15 protein-coding genes are annotated in these 15,155 nt (G+C 72.6%); 1 reads left to right on the top strand and 14 read right to left on the bottom strand.

The features are described 5' to 3' along the window. Positions 1-175: 175 nt before the first annotated feature. On the bottom strand, positions 176-1,612 hold the full coding sequence (locus AB0H37_RS21565) for an MFS transporter (protein ID WP_179832631.1): 1,437 nt from the start codon (positions 1,610-1,612) through the stop codon (positions 176-178). Between the two features lie 65 nt (positions 1,613-1,677). Between AB0H37_RS21565 and AB0H37_RS21560 the strand changes: the two genes are divergently transcribed. Continuing rightward, positions 1,678-2,190 (top strand): helix-turn-helix domain-containing protein, encoded by a 513-nt coding sequence (locus AB0H37_RS21560; RefSeq protein WP_218934984.1) that lies wholly within the window; start codon positions 1,678-1,680, stop codon positions 2,188-2,190. Positions 2,191-2,216: 26 nt separating this feature from the next. Here the strand turns inward: AB0H37_RS21560 and AB0H37_RS21555 are convergent, their stop codons facing one another. From AB0H37_RS21555 to AB0H37_RS21495, 13 genes are all read right to left on the bottom strand, one after another. Continuing rightward, positions 2,217-2,849, bottom strand: coding sequence for an ATP/GTP-binding protein (locus AB0H37_RS21555; protein WP_179832630.1), 633 nt, complete (start codon positions 2,847-2,849; stop codon positions 2,217-2,219). Next, positions 2,830-3,273 carry a DUF742 domain-containing protein gene (locus AB0H37_RS21550; protein ID WP_179832629.1) on the bottom strand — a complete coding sequence of 148 codons (444 nt, stop codon included), beginning with the start codon at positions 3,271-3,273 and terminating at the stop codon, positions 2,830-2,832. The genes AB0H37_RS21555 and AB0H37_RS21550 overlap by 20 nt, the downstream gene beginning before the upstream one ends. A 6-nt stretch (positions 3,274-3,279) precedes the next feature. Further along, a complete protein-coding gene (locus AB0H37_RS21545; RefSeq protein ID WP_179832628.1) occupies positions 3,280-3,699 on the bottom strand; it encodes a roadblock/LC7 domain-containing protein in 420 nt (139 codons plus the stop codon). Continuing rightward, the gene (locus tag AB0H37_RS21540; RefSeq protein ID WP_360614634.1) at positions 3,696-6,506 is read right to left on the bottom strand and encodes a nitrate- and nitrite sensing domain-containing protein; all 2,811 of its coding nucleotides are present in this window, start codon (positions 6,504-6,506) and stop codon (positions 3,696-3,698) included. The genes AB0H37_RS21545 and AB0H37_RS21540 overlap by 4 nt, the downstream gene beginning before the upstream one ends. Positions 6,507-6,588: 82 nt before the next feature. Further along, positions 6,589-7,146 (bottom strand): hypothetical protein, encoded by a 558-nt coding sequence (locus AB0H37_RS21535; RefSeq protein ID WP_179832626.1) that lies wholly within the window; start codon positions 7,144-7,146, stop codon positions 6,589-6,591. A gap of 40 nt (positions 7,147-7,186) precedes the next feature. Then, positions 7,187-7,723 carry an ATP-binding protein gene (locus tag AB0H37_RS21530; RefSeq protein WP_360614631.1) on the bottom strand — a complete coding sequence of 179 codons (537 nt, stop codon included), beginning with the start codon at positions 7,721-7,723 and terminating at the stop codon, positions 7,187-7,189. Positions 7,724-7,867: 144 nt separating this feature from the next. Further along, positions 7,868-8,449, bottom strand: coding sequence for a PadR family transcriptional regulator (locus AB0H37_RS21525; protein WP_179832624.1), 582 nt, complete (start codon positions 8,447-8,449; stop codon positions 7,868-7,870). Positions 8,450-8,525: 76 nt separating this feature from the next. Then, complete coding sequence (locus AB0H37_RS21520) at positions 8,526-10,460, bottom strand: AMP-binding protein (protein WP_360614629.1); 1,935 nt, start codon at positions 10,458-10,460, stop codon at positions 8,526-8,528. A 38-nt stretch (positions 10,461-10,498) separates the two neighbouring features. Continuing rightward, entirely contained in the window at positions 10,499-12,448 is a 1,950-nt protein-coding gene (locus tag AB0H37_RS21515) for an acyl-CoA dehydrogenase (RefSeq protein WP_360614627.1), read from the bottom strand. A gap of 70 nt (positions 12,449-12,518) precedes the next feature. Continuing rightward, positions 12,519-12,971, bottom strand: coding sequence for a nuclear transport factor 2 family protein (locus tag AB0H37_RS21510; RefSeq protein ID WP_360614625.1), 453 nt, complete (start codon positions 12,969-12,971; stop codon positions 12,519-12,521). 29 nt (positions 12,972-13,000) lie between these two features. Continuing rightward, positions 13,001-13,855 (bottom strand): SGNH/GDSL hydrolase family protein, encoded by an 855-nt coding sequence (locus AB0H37_RS21505; RefSeq protein ID WP_329095055.1) that lies wholly within the window; start codon positions 13,853-13,855, stop codon positions 13,001-13,003. A gap of 34 nt (positions 13,856-13,889) precedes the next feature. Beyond that, positions 13,890-14,522 (bottom strand): SGNH/GDSL hydrolase family protein, encoded by a 633-nt coding sequence (locus tag AB0H37_RS21500; RefSeq protein WP_179832619.1) that lies wholly within the window; start codon positions 14,520-14,522, stop codon positions 13,890-13,892. After that, entirely contained in the window at positions 14,522-14,785 is a 264-nt protein-coding gene (locus tag AB0H37_RS21495) for an acyl carrier protein (protein ID WP_089311288.1), read from the bottom strand. The genes AB0H37_RS21500 and AB0H37_RS21495 overlap by 1 nt, the downstream gene beginning before the upstream one ends. Positions 14,786-15,155: the final 370 nt, after the last annotated feature.

Raw genomic sequence — 15,155 nt, 5'->3', positions numbered from 1 at the left:
GCCACCACACCCCTTCTCCGCCCACTGGGACGTCGCCTCGCTCGGGATGAGGCCGGGAGGCTCGCCACGTCGATGGCACCTCTCCGGATGAGGTGCCTGCTGTGCGGGGTACGGACGAACCGGGCCTCGCGGTCCGGGTCAAGGCTTCGCCCGTTTCCCGTGTCAAGGAGGGGTGTCAGGCGCGGGCGATCACTTCCGTTTCTGGCTCGGGGACGGGACGGGACGGCCGGAGCCGGCGCGGGGTCATGCCAAGGGCGGCGATCGCTGCGATCACCATGAACGCGCCGACCATCAGCCAAGCGTGGACGTAGGCGGTGTGGGCGTCGGGGTAGCCGCGCGGGGTGCCGAGGACCGCGACGGCGAGGCTGACGCCGAGCACCGCGCCGATCTGGCGGCTCATGTTCACCACGGCGCTGCCCGTGGCGTAGCGGTGGGACGGCAGCTCGACCGCGGCGGCGGACAGGATGGTGGGCAGCGCGAGCCCGACGCCCGTCCCGCCGACGAGCCAGCCCGGCAGCATCTCGGAGGCGTAGGCCGGCGCCGGGCCCAGGCTCATCGCGATCAGGACGACGCCGAACGCGCAGAGCATGCACCCGACGGCGGTGATCAGCCCGACCGGGACGCGCGCGGCGAGGCGTCCGGCGATGAGCGCCATCACGGGGACCATCAGGGGGCCGGGCGCGACGGCGAGCCCGGTGCGGATCGGCGAGTAGTGCCAGACCTGCTGCATCCACAGCACGCCGAGCAGCAGGTTGGCGGCGAACGCGACGGTGAACAGCAGCACCGCGGCGTTGGACCAGAAGAAGGTGCGGACGGCCAGCAGCGCGGGCTCGATCACCGGCGCGGGGTGGCGCAGGGAGCGCAGCCAGAACCAGGCGAGGCCGAGCAGCGCGGCGGCGACCACGAGGACCGTCCGCTCGCCCGGCCAGTCGTTGATCTTCACCACGCCGAGCGCCAGCAGCGCGATCGCCGCGGTGGCCACGACGGTCCCGACCAGGTCGGGGACGCGGGCCGTCAGGCCCTCGCGCGAGTCGGGGACGAGGCGGGCCGCGAGCAGCACCGCCGCGATCCCGATGGGGACGTTGACCTCGAAAACCCAGCGCCAGGAGACGTCCACCAGGACGCCGCCGACCGCCGGCCCGGCCGCGGCGGCGATCGCCGAGGCCGCCGACCAGATCCGCACCGCGCCGCCGCGCCGCTCCGCCGGGAACGCCGACAGCAGCAGCCCGAGGCTGGTGGGGATGAGCGCCGCGGCGCCCGCGGCCTGCACGACGCGGAAGGCGACGAGCCACCACAGGGACGGGGCGGCCGCGCACGCCTGGGAGGCGAGGGTGAAGACGGTCAGGCCGAGGAGGAGGCCCGTCTTGCGGCCGTAGCGGTCGGCGAGCCGGCCGAGCGGCACCAGGAGGGCGGCGAACACGATCGCGTATCCGTTGAGCACCCAGGACAGGTCGGCCATCGACTCCCCGGCGAAGTCGCGGCCGATGTCGGTGAACGCCACGTTGACGATGAACAGGTCGAGGCCCGCCATGAAGGAGGCGACGGAGAGCACCGCGAGCACCGGCCCCCTGCGGACCCGGCCCGCGCCGCGCACCTGACTTTGTTCCACCATAGTCAGGGAGGCTAGCGAGCCACCTGACTTTGGTCAAGCGAAGTCAGCAGGTTTATAGTGGAAGGGTGACAATCTCACTGGAAGGGCACTTCGCCGACCGTGACGCCTGGTCGATGCAGAACTGCCCGGTCGCGAGGACGCTCGCCGCGCTCGGCCCGCCGTCGGCGGTGCTGGTGCTCAGCGAGGCGTTCTTCGGGACGAACCGTTTCGGCGACTTCGTGCGCAACCTCGGCATGACCGAGTCGGCGGTCACCGCCCGGCTGCGCCATCTCGTCGACGCCGGCCTGCTCACCAGGGAGCCCTACCAGGAGCCGGGGCAGCGCACGCGGTACGAGTACCACCTGACGAAGATGGGCCTGGACCTCGCGCCCACCCTCGTCAGCCTCATGGAATGGGGCGAGACCTATCTTCCCCACGAGGAGGGCCGCCAGGTCATGCTGACGCACGCCCGCTGCGACGAGCGCGTGACGGCGCAGGTCAGATGCGCGGACGGCCACGACGTCGCGGTGGACGAGATCGTCATGGGCCCGCCGGGCACGGCGGACGGCGAGCAGGCGAACGGCGGGCCGGGGGGCTGACGGGCGGCCGCGGCAGGTCCGGCCTGCTAGGCGTGCCGGGTGCCGCCCGCGAGCCGCAGCGCGTGCTCGACCAGCGAGACGAGCACCTGCTTCGCCGACCCCGTCCGGCGGGCGTCGCACAGCAGGACGGGGACGTGGGGATCGATGTCCAGCGCCGTCCGGATCTCGGGCGCCTCGTAGCGGTCGGCGTCGTCGAAGCAGTTGACGGCGACGACGAACGGCGTGCCCTTGCGCTCGAAGTAGTCGATCGAGGCGAAGCTCGCCATCAGCCGCCGCGTGTCGGCGAGGACGACCGCGCCGAGCGCGCCGCGCGACAGCTCGTTCCACATGAACCAGAACCGCTCCTGGCCGGGCGTCCCGAACAGGTAGATGGCGACGCCGTCGCGCAGCGTGATGCGGCCGAAGTCCATCGCCACGGTCGTGGTCGTCTTGGCGGCCACGCCGTCGAGGTCGTCGACGCCGACGCTCACGTCGGTCAGCGCCTCCTCGGTGCGCAGCGGGCGGATCTCGCTGACCGCGCCGACCATGGTCGTCTTCCCGACGCCGAACCCTCCGGCGACGAGGATCTTCAGCGCGACGCGCGGGCCGTCCGCCCGATCGTCGGGCTCGTCCGGTTCCACGGTGGCGGGGGGCGGGGCGTCAGAGCGCGCGGAGTTCATCGAGCACCCTCCTGAGCAGGTTCGGGTCGTTGTGCGGCTGGAGCGCGGTCGCCGGGCCGAACGGCCCGGACGGCGACGGCGCCGGGGACCATCGCTGGACTTCCAGGAGGCCGGAGTCGAGCAGGTCGCCGGCCAGCACCCGGATCACCCCGAAGGGCAGGTTGAGGTCCGAGGCGAGGTCGGCGAGGGCGTGCGGGCGCCGGCACAGCGCCAGCAGCCGGCGCTGCTGGCGCGAGAGCCGGCCGGGCTCGGGCGGCGGCCGCCCGGTCGCAACGAGGATCGCCACGATATCGAGCGGCTCGCCGCTCGGCCGGGTGCGGCCGCGCGTCACCGCATAGGGACGGACGATCGGTCCGGCGGCGGCGTCGAGCCACCGTTCCCTGCCGGGACCCCGGGGAGCACCGGGCCCGTCACTGGGGTCCATGGCGGGTCACCGGTGTCCGGGTCCGGGCGCACCTTGCCTGAGTCCGGTGGACAGCTGCCTGCCGACCCGCTTGACCAGCATCGTCATCTCGTAGGCGACGAGGCCGGCGTTGGCGCCGACCTCGCTGAGCAGCGCGAGGCAGCTGTTGGCCCCGGCCGGGACGACGAAGAACAGGCCCTTGTCCATCTCGACGAGCGTCTGCCGGATCTCGCCGGAGTCCAGTTGCGGCCGCGCCCCGACGGCGAGGCTGTGGAACCCGGCGGCGAGGGCCGCGAGGTACTCCGAGTCCTCGCGCGCGACGCCCCGCGACATGCCCATGACGAGCCCGTCCCGGGACAGCACGACCACCTTCCGGATCTGCGGGACCCGGTCGACCAGGTCGTCGAGAAGGAAGTTCAGCTCCGCGGCCACTCCCTGATAGGTCATGATCTTCCCTCCATGCCGTCCACGGGTCCTTCGGGCGCCTCGTCCTCGTCCCGGCCGCGCAGCCAGCCCGCCTGCAGGGACGCGAACAGGTCCCGGGACGCGTCCGCCGACCGTTCCTCCCAGGCGGCGATGGCGTCGCCGGTGGCGGCGGACTCTTCTCCGTACGGGCCGGTCTCCTCGTAGGAACCGGTGTCTTCGTAGGCGCCGGCCTCGCGCAGCTGGGGCGCGAGGCTCCCGCCGCGCACCCGGCGCGGCAGCGGGGCCCGCCCGCCGCCGGCCGCCGGCGCATGCCCGAACTGCGTCCCGCCGAACGGGGACTCGCCGAACGACGTCTCGCCGAACGACGCGGGCGCCCCGTACTGGCCGGTCGCCCCGCCGTAGGAACCGCCGCCGTAGTCGGGTGCGCGGGGGCCCGCGGCCTGGAAGGGACGTGTGGCGTCGGTCGGCGGCGGCGTCCCCCGCGACGGCGGCGGACCATGCGGCGGTGGGGTGCCGAACGACGTCGGGGTCTGGTCACCGTCGTCGAACCCCACCGCCGCGTTCTGGTCCGGCTTCTCCTCGCTCATCCACTGGGGGAGGGACACCGGCGTCTCTGGCGGCGCCGCTTCACTGATCGGCCCTGGCGCGCCCGGCACCGGGCCGCCGGGGACCACCCTGTTGGGCGCCGTATCGGTCGACGCCACGTCCTGAACAGGGGTGATGTCGTACACCGGCGCGTTGAGCGTCGCGGTGGACGACGGTGTCGGAGGCGTGGGCCAAACGGGTGTCGACCCGTTCACCGCCGACGCGCCCCGCTGCTGGGCGGGACCGGCCTGGACGGTGCCGTCCTGGACGGTGCCGTCCTGGACGGCGCCGTCCTCGTCCTCGGGCTGGTCGACGTCCACGATGAGCCGGCGCGGGATCAGCACGACGGCGCTGACGCCCCCGTACAGCGACGGCTGCAGCGCGACCCTGATACCGTGCCGGCCGGCGAGCCGGCCGACGACGAACAGCCCGAGCCGGTCGGTGACGGCCAGGTCGAACTCGGGCGGCTGCGACAGCCGCAGGTTCAGCGCGTCCAGCTCGGACTGGTCGAGTCCGATGCCGCGGTCGATGATGTCGACGGCGAACCCGTTGGCGCCCATCTCGCCGCGGACGAGCACCTCGGTGGGCGCGGGCGAGAACACCGTGGCGTTCTCGATCAGCTCGGCGAGCAGGTGGATGATGTCGGCGACGGCCTCGCCGATCACCGCGGCCTGCCCGGACACCACGACGATCTCGACCCGCGTGTAGTCCTCGACCTCGGCGACCGCGGCGCGCAGCACGTCCTCGACGTGCACGGGCCGGCTCCAGCCCCGCCCCGGGGACGTCCCGGACAGGATGACCAGGCCCTCGGCGTGGCGGCGCATGCGGGTGGTGAGGTGGTCGAGTCGGAACAGGTCCTCCAGCACCTTGGGGTCGGAGGCGTCGCGCTCCATCTCGTCCAGCATCCGCAGCTGGCGGTGCAGCAGCGACTGGCTGCGCCACGCGACGTTGAGGAACACGCGGCTGATGCCCTGCCGCAGGTAGGACTCCCGGACGGCGGTCTCGATCGCGGTGTGCTGCACCTTGGTGAAGGCGTCGCCGACGCGCGCGACCTCCCGGGACCTGCCGATGACGAGCGGCGGCGCCTCGGCGTCCACGTCCACCTCCTCACCGCGCCGCAGCCGGGCGACGACGCCGGGCAGCCGGTCCTCGGCGAGTTTCAGCGCGGCGCGCTGCAGCCCCCGCAGCTCCCGCGACAGGCTGCGCGCGGCCAGCAGCGACAGCACGATCGAGGCGATCACCGCGAGCAGCCCGAACCCGCCCGCCAGGACGAGCCGCATGATGATCCGCTCACCGATCGGCTTGGCCATCTCGTTGAGCGCGAGGCTCGCCTCGGTGACCTTCTGCGCCCACGCCTGCGACAGCAGCTGCGTGGTGGCCTGCCAGTCCGCCGCCTCGGGCGGCAGCCGGTCGCCGCGCGTGTTGACGATCGCGTCCTCGGCCGCCCGGTACCGCTGGAACTCCGCGGAGGCGGCGAGCTTGCCGAGCGGCCCGCGGATCTGCTCGTTGAGATCGGCGAGCCCGGCCTCGAACTCCCGCCGCCCCTCTGCCGCCCACTGGACGAACGCGGTGTGCTCGGCGGCGGTGAGCCTCCCGTTGCGCGCCATCGCGGCGGTGACGAGCGAGTCCTCCCGCAGCATGTAGGCGCGGGCGTTGCCGATCCCGATCAGCGCCCGGCCCTGGGTGAAGATGGCGACGTCGTTGACCGTCACCAGGCCGTCGAAGACCTTGATGACCTGGTCGAGCAGGACGCTGTAGGAGTTGATGACCTCCAGCGGCTGGACCCGGCCCGAGTCGACCCTGGCGCGTAACTGCGGCAGCCGGTCCAGCGCTCTGAGCGCCTCGGCGAGCCGCCGTTTGGTCTCCGGCCGGGCCGCGTCCCTCGCCTCGGGCGACAGCGCGGTCGAGCGGAACACCTTGTCCACGCCGCTCACCCGGGCGCGCTGCCCGCCGAGCTTCTGCCGGGCCGCCGGGTCGCGCGTGCTGAGCGCGACGACGCTGAGCGAACGCTCCGCCTGGAGCTGGTTCACCAGGTAGATGCCGGGAAGGCCCACCTTCTCGTACGTCGTGGAGAAGTCGTACTTGTCGAACGCGTCGCCGAGCGTGATGTTCGCGGCGAAGGCCCACAGGGTGATGAGGGACACCAGCGGGACCAGCAGCAGCGCCGTGATCCGCAGCCGGATGGGACGCCTACGCCGGGGCCTTCGCCCGGACGCGTCGTCGCGGGGTGTCGTGCGGGACATCGAGATCACTACCTCTAGCCGGGGGCGGGCCGTGCCTGCCGATCCGTGTGTCGGGGGTGGCCCGTGTGTCGGGGGTGCGGGGTCAGGGGTGGGCCTCGTCCAGGGCCGCGCGGGCGACCAGGCCGCGCAGCCGACTGGTGATCATGGCGACGGCCTGGGCGTGCCCGCGCAGGGCCTTGTCCCGCGCGGTGTACTGCCCGATGTCGGCGTGCATCGCGTGGTCGGACACGATCGTCTGCCACAGCAGCGGCCTTCCGTTCGCCGCGATGCCGAGGTCGATCACGGTGAACCAGGTCGAGACGACCACGACGACGGAGCCGACGCGGATGACGTCCTGCGCGAGCAGGCGTCCCCGGACGTCGAGCAGCAGCCGCTGGGCCTCCTCGGCCGTGGCGCGCCGCCCGTCCTCCCGGTAGTAGTCGGGGGGACGGCGAGGATCGGCGGGCCGCCGGCCGGCGGGCTCCCCCGGAGGCCGGTGGTCACCGGGCCACGGGTCGGCGGGCCTTCGATCGATCGGCCCCCGGTCGGCGGGCCGCTGGTCGGCGGGCGGTTGGTCGAACGGCCGCTGGCCGGCGGACCCCTGGTCGGGGGGCCGCTTGTCAGGGGGCCGCTTGTCGGCGGGCATGGCGTTAGCAGGCATGGCATTTCCCATCGCCGTACCGGGGGTGCGCGGGAACTGCTCAGTGGCCGGGGTGCTCGTCCCGCGGCCAGGCGCGCACCTCGCACCAGACCGCCTTGCCGGAGGCGGTGTGGTCGGTGCCGTGCCCGTCGGCCATGACCGCCACGAGGAACCAGCCGCGCCCCGTCTCCTCCATGAGGTCGACCGGCCGCGCCGTCGGGACGGCGGCGCTCTGGTCGTGCACCTCGATGCGGAGCCGGATGCCCGCGCGCAGCAGCCGCAGGCACAGCGCGGCGCCGGCGACCGGCGCGTGCCGGACGGCGTTGGTGACCAGTTCGGACACCAGGACCTCGGCGTCGTCGGCGATGTGCCCGATGCCGGACGCGGTGCTGACGGACCTGCTGAAGCGCCGCGCCGCGGGCACGGACTCCCGCTCGGCGGGCAGCGTCAGCTCGCCCAGCAGGACGGCCTGGGGCTCGTCCAGGCCCCGCAGCCCGTTCGGCGCCGTGCCGTTCGGTGGCGCGACCTGCGACGCGGTGGTCAGTTGGCTCGGGAGTGGGGTGCTAGGGAGTTCGATGGTGTGGTGGTCGCCTGACATGATGAACGCCTCCTTGACTAAGGCGTGCCGCCCGGTTCCAGCTCGGCCGAAGCGCGAGGCCGGGGTGGGCGTGGGGGGTTGGTGCCGGTGCCGCCGCTGTCCGGGCAGACGGCGGCACGGCGTGCGAGGGACGACGGGGCCGCCTCATGGCGGGCCGCTCCCCTCGGACTGGGTGCCCGCCCGGGCGCGCAGCAGCCGGGCGGTGCTGGTGAACCACGCGTAGTTCTCCTGCTCGAAGCGTTGTCCGCGCAGGCACGTGAGGTAGGGCCCGAGAGGGGACCCGGTGCGCAGGAAGGACTCCTCGTCCAGGTCGCCGCGCAGGTGCTTGAGGGTGCGTTCGAAGACCTCGACCTTGGCCGCCGAGGCCACCGCCCGGTCTTCCAGCTGCGCGATGACGGAGTCGGCGCAGATGTGGTCCACGGCCTGGACCATGACGAGCAGGTTCTCGCGGATGATCCCTGGCTTGGCGGGGGTCACGGCGAACCGTTCGAGCTCGTCGACGCCGGCCTGGGTGACGGTGTACACGCGCTTGTTGGGACGATCGTGCTGGATGATCTGCCGCCCGCTGATCAGACCTTCCGTCTCCAACCTCGACAGCTCCGAGTAGAGCTGCTGCGGTACGGCGTGCCAGAAGTTGGAGACCGACAAATCGAAGATCTTTGCCAGCTGGTAGCCGCTGTACTCGCCGTCGAGCAGCGCCGCCAGCACCGCGTGACGTAGCGCCATCGGCCTTCTCTCCCCGCCTTGACTCAGGGTGATGCCCGACGTTAGCAGACAACGACATGATTAGTCATCATGTTGACTAGGATTGGTCAGCGTCAACTTGTGGGCGCGCCTTCCGGAGGCCGGCGACGCCCGGTTCGAGATCGGCCGCGAGTTCGGTGATCTTCCCGGTCAGGAACGCCTCGCGGGTCAGCCGGCGCTGCATCTTCCCGCTGGTCGTCCGCCTGACCGAGCCCCGCGCGGCCAGCACGACGCTGACGGCGGGCAGCTCGAAGGTGCGGGCGACGCGGGTCTTGACGGCGGCGGCCACCTCCTCCAGGGGCGTCCCGGCGGCGGCACGGGTGCTGACCTCCTGGACGATGACGACCTGCTCCCGGCTCGCGTCGACGGCGTCGCCGGGCGGCCCGGGGCCGAGGTCGGGGTCGATGGCGGCGTCGATCGCGAAGGCGGCGCCCAGCAGCGCGGCCGGATGGGCCGCCCGCGCCACCTCCTCGATGTCGTGCGCGTGGATGTTGCGGCCGTTGACGATGATCAGGTCCTTGATCCGCCCGGTGACGTAGAGCTCGCCGTCGGCGACGAAGCCGAGATCGCCCGTCCGCAGGAACGTGCCCTCGCCGGTGGACGTGCGGGCGCGGAACGTCGCCTCGGTCTCCGCGGGGCTCTCCCAGTAGCCGCGGGCGACGCTGCCGCCGCGCACCCAGATCTCCCCCACGCGCCGCTCCGGCCGCTCGGCGCGGGTCTCGGGGTCGACGACGCGGACGTCCAGGGTGACGGGACGGCCGCTGCTGACGAGCCGCCTGACGCCGCCGTGGGCGGGGGTCCCGCCCGGCGGGGCGGTCCCGTTCGCGGGGGCGGTCCCGTTCGCGGGAACGGCCTCGTTCGCGGGAATGGCCTCGCTCGCGGGAACGGCCTCGCTCGCGGGAACGGCCCCGTTCGCGGGGACGACCTCGTTAGCGGGGACGGCCTCGTTCCGCGCGAGGGCCCCGGCGTCGAAGTCGCGGACGACCGGGCCGCCGCCGAGGGGCGCGCCGGTGATGAGCAGGGTCGTCTCGGCCATCCCGTAGCACGGCATCCACATCGAGGGACGGAACCCGACCGGGGCGAACCGCTCGGCCATCGCCTCCAGCGTCGCGGCCCGGACGGGCTCGGCGCCGTTCTTCACGACGGTCAGCGACGACAGGTCGAGGCCCTCCATCTGCCGGTCGGTGACGCGGCGCAGCACCAGCTCGTACCCGAAGTTGGGCGCCACGGTGATCGTCCCCCGGTACCGGGTGATCAGCTCCAGCCACAGCACGGGGCGCTTGATGAACGTGATCGGCGAGGTGAACACGTACCGGCAGCCGAGGTAGAGCGGCTGGAGGAACTGACCCACCAGGCCCATGTCGTGGTAGTGCGGCACCCAGCCGACGCCGACCGTGGCGGGCGACCCCTCGATGCGGCGCCTGATCTCCTCGCCGTTCGCCAGCAGGTTGCCGTGGGTGACCATGACGCCCTTCGGCTCGCTGGTCGACCCGGAGGTGTACTGGAGGAAGGCGACGGTGTCCGGGCCGGACCGCGGCGGGGACCAGTCGCCGGCGTCGGTGTCCTTGCCCGCCTGGGTGTCCAGGCAGTGCACGCGCCCCTTCAGCCCGGCGGCCGACAGCCACGCGTCGAGGGTGTCGCGGTGGGCGGTGTCGGTGAGGATCAGCGCGACGTCGGCGTCCTCGATGATCCGGCGGGTGCGGCCGAAGCGGCCCGCGTCCAGGTCCGGGAGCGGGGCCGGGACGGCGATGACGCGCGCGTACAGGCAGCCGAGGAACGCCGCCAGGAACTCCAGCCCCTCCGGGTAGAGCAGCAGGACGGCCCGGTCCCGTAAGCCGCGCGACTCCAGGCGGCAGGCGAGCGCGCGGGCCTTGCGGTCCAGGTCGGCGAAGCCGAGCACGTTCTCCTTGTACCGGCGTCCCGGTTCCTCGCTGATGAAGGTGAAGGAGCGGGTGTCGCCGTGCGTCCGCATGTTCTTCCGGACGAGCGACACGAAATCTCTCGTCGTCTCCGGTGGCCCGGCCATGGGTGTCACTCGTCCTCGGCGGAGATGAGCAGGGAGGGAGGGAGCGGGGACAGGGAGAGCAGGGAGAACCAGCGCCGCTCGCCCGTGGCGCGGAACATCGCGTCCTCCACCGGCGGGAGGAAGTCCTCGGACAGGACGGTGTCGGGCTGCGCCCGCTGGAGCAGCCGCTGCAGGCACAGGACGAGCCACTGGCCCTCCTCGAACGCCCCGCCGAACACCTCCCGGTTGTGCAGCCAGGTGAGCATGCACGACGTCATCGCGTGCAGCTCGCAGTACCGTTTGGCCCGCGTCAGCGCCGCGACGGAGGAGGTGTCGCCCTCGTTCGCGCGGATGCCCTCCTCGATCCTGGCGCGCAGGGTGCCGATGGCGGACAGCAGGTCCTTCAGCTCGGCCGCGACGCCGGGCGCGGCGTGCGCGTTCGCCGCCGCCAGCACCTCCTCGGAGATCTCCTCGAACCGCTGGCCGATCTCGTCGCGCCCCTCGTTGGTGAGCTGGAGCCGGCGGCCGTCGGGCTCCCAGGCGGGCGGCGTCCGCGTCCAGCGGAACAGGTCGGCGAGCAGTTCGTCCTCGCGGCCCGTCTCCGCCTGCGGGTCGATCAGGAAGGGCAGCTGGCCCGCGACGTTGGCGAGGTTCACGTGCGTGGTGCCCTCGAAGATGCTCGCGATCGCGTGATCGCGCTGCAGCTTCTGGAACACCCCGTGCGCCACGCCCTCGCGCAGGTAGCCGCGCGCGGCGAGCACGGTCCCGATGCTGGCCACGACCTCCTCGCCGAGGACGGGCACGAAGTACTTCACGATCGAGGACCACAGGCTGAGCCGTCCGGGCGCGACCGTCAGGCAGCGCGCCACCGGAATGGCCACGCACTCGGCGATCAGCAGGTCCAGGTGCGCCTTGACCAGATGGTCGCGGATCACCGGGATCCGGTAGATGTCCGAGCCGTACAGGGTGCGCTGGCGGGCGTACTCCATCCCGATGCGCACCACCGCGTCCATGGTCCCGACCGACAGCGCCGCGATCGCGGTCCGGGTGATCTGCAGGGTCTTCAGCGTCTGGACGAGCCCGGAGCCGCGCCGCCCGATCACCCGCTCGGCGGGCAGCCGCGCCCCGGAGAACGCGACGCCGGACAGGTCGTGGCCGCGCAGCCCGACCGTCCGGACGGGCGGCAGCGTCGACCAGGCCGCCGGGTCCAGTTCCCGCTTGTCGACCAGGATGAGGGAGAAGTCGCGCGGGCCGGTCCTGGCATAGGTGGTGACGAACCGTCCGCGGGTGGCGTTGCCGACCGGCCACTTCACCCCGGTCAGGACCAGCTCGTCCCCCTGGATGTCGGCCTCCGACTCCGACGCCATCACGTCGCTGCCGTGGTCGGCCTCCGAGACGCCGAAGCAGGCCAGGTCGCCGCGCAGCACCCCGTCCGCCACGGTCCTGCGCTGCCACGCGTCGCCCCACAGCCACACCGGGTTGACCGCCAGCAACCCGGACCCGTACATGACCGCGACGGTGACGCTGCGGCGCGAGATGCCGCGGGTGACGAAGAACAGCTCCTCCAGCGTCGTCAGGCGCCCGCCCAGCCCGCTCGGCACCAGGTACTTGGGGAAACCCCACGCCCGGACGGCGTCCACCGCGCCCGGGGGGATCTCGTCGCGCTCCTCCGCCTCCACGATGGCCTTGTAGGAGAAGGGCCCGGCCTCGTCGTCCATCGGGTCGCCGAGATAGCCGTCCAGGTCGGCGGCGATCCGGTGGGCCGGGGCCAGCTTCGCGCGCGGGTGCCGCCCGGGCGCGGAACCCGCGGAAGCGGGCGCGGGGCCCTCGGATGCGGGGTTCTCGGCTGCGGGGTTCTCAGAATGGCCCGGGTGGACGGAATGCCCGGGATGGACGGAACTCTCAGCGTGAGCCCCGGAGGCGGAGTGAGCGGGGCGGGCGGGATGCACGGGGTGTGCGGGGACCTTGCTATCCATTTCCTTCGACTCCCTTGTGTGGGTCGCGCCTTCCGGTTCGCGGGCCGCGACTCCTGTGCGGGTCGGCTCCCTATGGCTGCGCGGTGTCGCCGGACGGGCCCCCCGCGTCGTCGGCGTTCGTCGGATCCTCCATGCGTCTGCCGACCACCCGGGCGAGCGTCATCGCCGCGGGCAGCGGGCGGACCATGACGGTCAGACCGGTGACGAGCCCGGTCTCGCCGAACCTGAGCAGGTCCAGCCCCTGGACGTCCTTGCCCAGCACCCGGGCGCTGAAGATCAGCGCCTGCGCCGGCGGTTCTGCGCCGTTGCCCCCTCCCGGGGCGACGCCCACCAACTCGTCGGTGTAGTGGAAGTCCTCGAAGACCTCCAGCAGGACGCCGAGCAGGGCCGCGACGGCGTCGCGCCCCAGGTAGGGCTTCACCATCACCGGACTGCGGAACTCGATGCCGGGGTCCAGCGCATCGGTGATGGCGGCGAGGTCCTTGGCCTCCACCGCCGTTCGGAACGTTCCGGGAACCGTCATCCGAGCTGCTCCCTTCGCTTGCCGTTGGGTCAGTCGGCCGTCCTCGGCGGGACGGCGCCGGCGGGGGGCGTGTCCTGTGGCGGGTCGCCGGATCCGGCGGCGGGAGCGCCGACGGATCCGGTCACGGGAGCGGTGGCGGGGACGGCGGCGCGGGCGAGGTCGCGGGCCCAGACCCGGTACCCCGCGGCCGACGGGTGGAAGCCGTCGGACGCGAAGAGGTGGGGGTCGCGGGCCATCGCCTCGTCCATGGGAGCGTGGACGGCGCCGCCCGCCGCGGCGGCGTCCCGGGTGATCCGGTCCATGGCGCGCGCCCGCGCGCCGAGGACCGAGCGCAGCGGCCGCGGCAGGGCGGGGAAGCGGTGCACCGGCGGCATCCCGGCGACGAGCACCGTCGCCTCCGGGAACCGGCCGCGCAGGAGGGCGACGAGCTCGGTCACGTCCGCCGCCCACCGGCGCAGGGGTCGCCGCCTGAGCAGGTCGTTGATGCCCGCGGTGACGACCACCAGGTTCGGCGCGGAGCCGTTCGCGGGCGGGACGAGCCCGGCGATGATGCGCCGGGCCGTCGCGCCGTTGCGGCCGGAGACCGACCAGGCCACGCTGCGCCGCAGCCGCTCGCCCAGTTCCTCCGCCAGGAAGCCGGGCAGCGCCTCGGCGTGCCGGGACGCGCCGACGCCCACGGCGGTGGACTCGCCGATCACCACGACCCGGAAGGCCGGGCCCCGCCCGGGGTCGGCGCCGGCGACGAAGCCCTGCTCGTCCCCGGTCGCCGGGTCCAGCCGCGGTGTCCGCCGCACCGTCCGCCATGCCTGCACGACCAGTACGGGAGCGAGGAACAGCGGCATCGGCGAACGGAGTGCGCGGGCGACGGAATATTCTCTTTTCATCAGTCTCCCAGACTGCTGGATCGGCCCACGGATTTCATTTCACCCGCTCGCCGAGCAGGCTTGCCGCAATCCGCGCCATCACCTCTGCGACATAGGCGTGCCCATCCGGATTCAGGTGGATTCCGTCGGCGCTCCACATCGCGGGATCGGCGACTCTCGCCACTGTCTCCCGCTCGGGAAAGGCCATTCCGAACTCGCGGGAGACCCGGTCGAGCTCGGCATTGAAGTCATGAATGCGCTGCACCGTGCGTTTCTTGCGGAACTGCGAGATCGGCGTGATGTCCAGCAGCGGCGGCCGCGGCACCGGGATGGCGAGGACGACCGCGCCGCGCCCGCGGGCCCAGCCGAACAGCTCCGCCAGCCGGCCGGCCGCGGCCTCCCGCTCGAAGCCGCGCAACGCGTCGTTCATCCCGCAGCCGAGCACGACCAGCCGCGGCGCCATCTCGCGCACGGCGGGCAGCTGGTCGCGCACCACGTCCTCGACCGTCGCGCCCGGATCGGAGGCGTTGAGCATCTCCTCAGGGGAAATCCCCAGGTGACGGGCCAGCCGTCCGGCCCAGCCGAGCCACCCGCCGGCCGGGTCCGGATCGTCCTGGCCCTCGGCCACGCTGTCGCCGAGCACCACCATGGCGGGCCCGGCGGCGCCGGCCTCGGGCCGGCCGGCCATCACGCGACGAGGTCGAGCAGGTAGTCGGTGAGGTCGGCCACCGTCTCCCGGCGCCGCGCCTCGGCCACGTCGACCTCCACCTGCAGATGGTCCTCGATGTCGCTGATGATGCTGATCGCGTACACCGAGTCCACCCCGTAACGGGCGAGTTCGACTCCGGGATCGATGTTTTCCACAGGCCTGTCGAGGTAGAAGGCGATCTTGTCAAGAAGCCACGATTGTAGCTCGTCGTGGGAAATAATTTCCGATCGGGCCACCGCCACTCCTCCTTATGTCAGAGGATCATCGAAACAATCGTGATTGGTAACGGAAGACGAGCAACACGCAAGATACAGCCAAATGGTTGGCGTGTCTCGATCCGGATGTGAACGATCGGACACGGAGGTGTCTCCGTCCTGTAAACCCAGTCAGTGGTACGGTAAAAACGGCGATAAGTTACTTGCCGGTAACCACTTCCGATAAGGGCCCAGTGCACGCGCCGCGGGCACGCCGTCCCCGCGCGCCCCACCGCCACGTCCTCCCCCGCAGGGCTCTCGGCGGCACGCTACCTGCGCCGTTCCACAGTCAGGTCGGCCCGGAGGCGTCCCGAGGCCGGCCGAGAACCGGGCACGTTCCAGGAGAGTTTCGGACAAC

It is taken from the genome of Actinomadura sp. NPDC023710 (assembly GCF_040639875.1).
Taxonomy (GTDB): domain Bacteria; phylum Actinomycetota; class Actinomycetes; order Streptosporangiales; family Streptosporangiaceae; genus Spirillospora; species Spirillospora citrea.
Note: the sequence above shows the minus strand (reverse complement) of the source record. Positions and strands in the feature narration are given on the sequence as shown.

Excerpts from the sequence above, each read along its gene's own strand:
- AB0H37_RS21565 (WP_179832631.1), bottom strand. The coding sequence starts at position 1,612 with ATGGTGGAACAAAGTCAGGTGCGCGGCGCGGGCCGGGTCCGCAGGGGG.
- AB0H37_RS21505 (WP_329095055.1), bottom strand. The coding sequence starts at position 13,855 with ATGAAAAGAGAATATTCCGTCGCCCGCGCACTCCGTTCGCCGATGCCG.
- AB0H37_RS21515 (WP_360614627.1), bottom strand. The coding sequence starts at position 12,448 with ATGGATAGCAAGGTCCCCGCACACCCCGTGCATCCCGCCCGCCCCGCT.
- AB0H37_RS21510 (WP_360614625.1), bottom strand. The coding sequence starts at position 12,971 with ATGACGGTTCCCGGAACGTTCCGAACGGCGGTGGAGGCCAAGGACCTC.
- AB0H37_RS21535 (WP_179832626.1), bottom strand. The coding sequence starts at position 7,146 with ATGCCTGCTAACGCCATGCCCGCCGACAAGCGGCCCCCTGACAAGCGG.
- AB0H37_RS21530 (WP_360614631.1), bottom strand. The coding sequence starts at position 7,723 with ATGTCAGGCGACCACCACACCATCGAACTCCCTAGCACCCCACTCCCG.
- AB0H37_RS21550 (WP_179832629.1), bottom strand. The coding sequence starts at position 3,273 with ATGGACCCCAGTGACGGGCCCGGTGCTCCCCGGGGTCCCGGCAGGGAA.
- AB0H37_RS21545 (WP_179832628.1), bottom strand. The coding sequence starts at position 3,699 with ATGACCTATCAGGGAGTGGCCGCGGAGCTGAACTTCCTTCTCGACGAC.
- AB0H37_RS21540 (WP_360614634.1), bottom strand. The coding sequence starts at position 6,506 with ATGTCCCGCACGACACCCCGCGACGACGCGTCCGGGCGAAGGCCCCGG.
- AB0H37_RS21500 (WP_179832619.1), bottom strand. The coding sequence starts at position 14,522 with ATGGCCGGCCGGCCCGAGGCCGGCGCCGCCGGGCCCGCCATGGTGGTG.
- AB0H37_RS21555 (WP_179832630.1), bottom strand. The coding sequence starts at position 2,849 with ATGAACTCCGCGCGCTCTGACGCCCCGCCCCCCGCCACCGTGGAACCG.
- AB0H37_RS21525 (WP_179832624.1), bottom strand. The coding sequence starts at position 8,449 with ATGGCGCTACGTCACGCGGTGCTGGCGGCGCTGCTCGACGGCGAGTAC.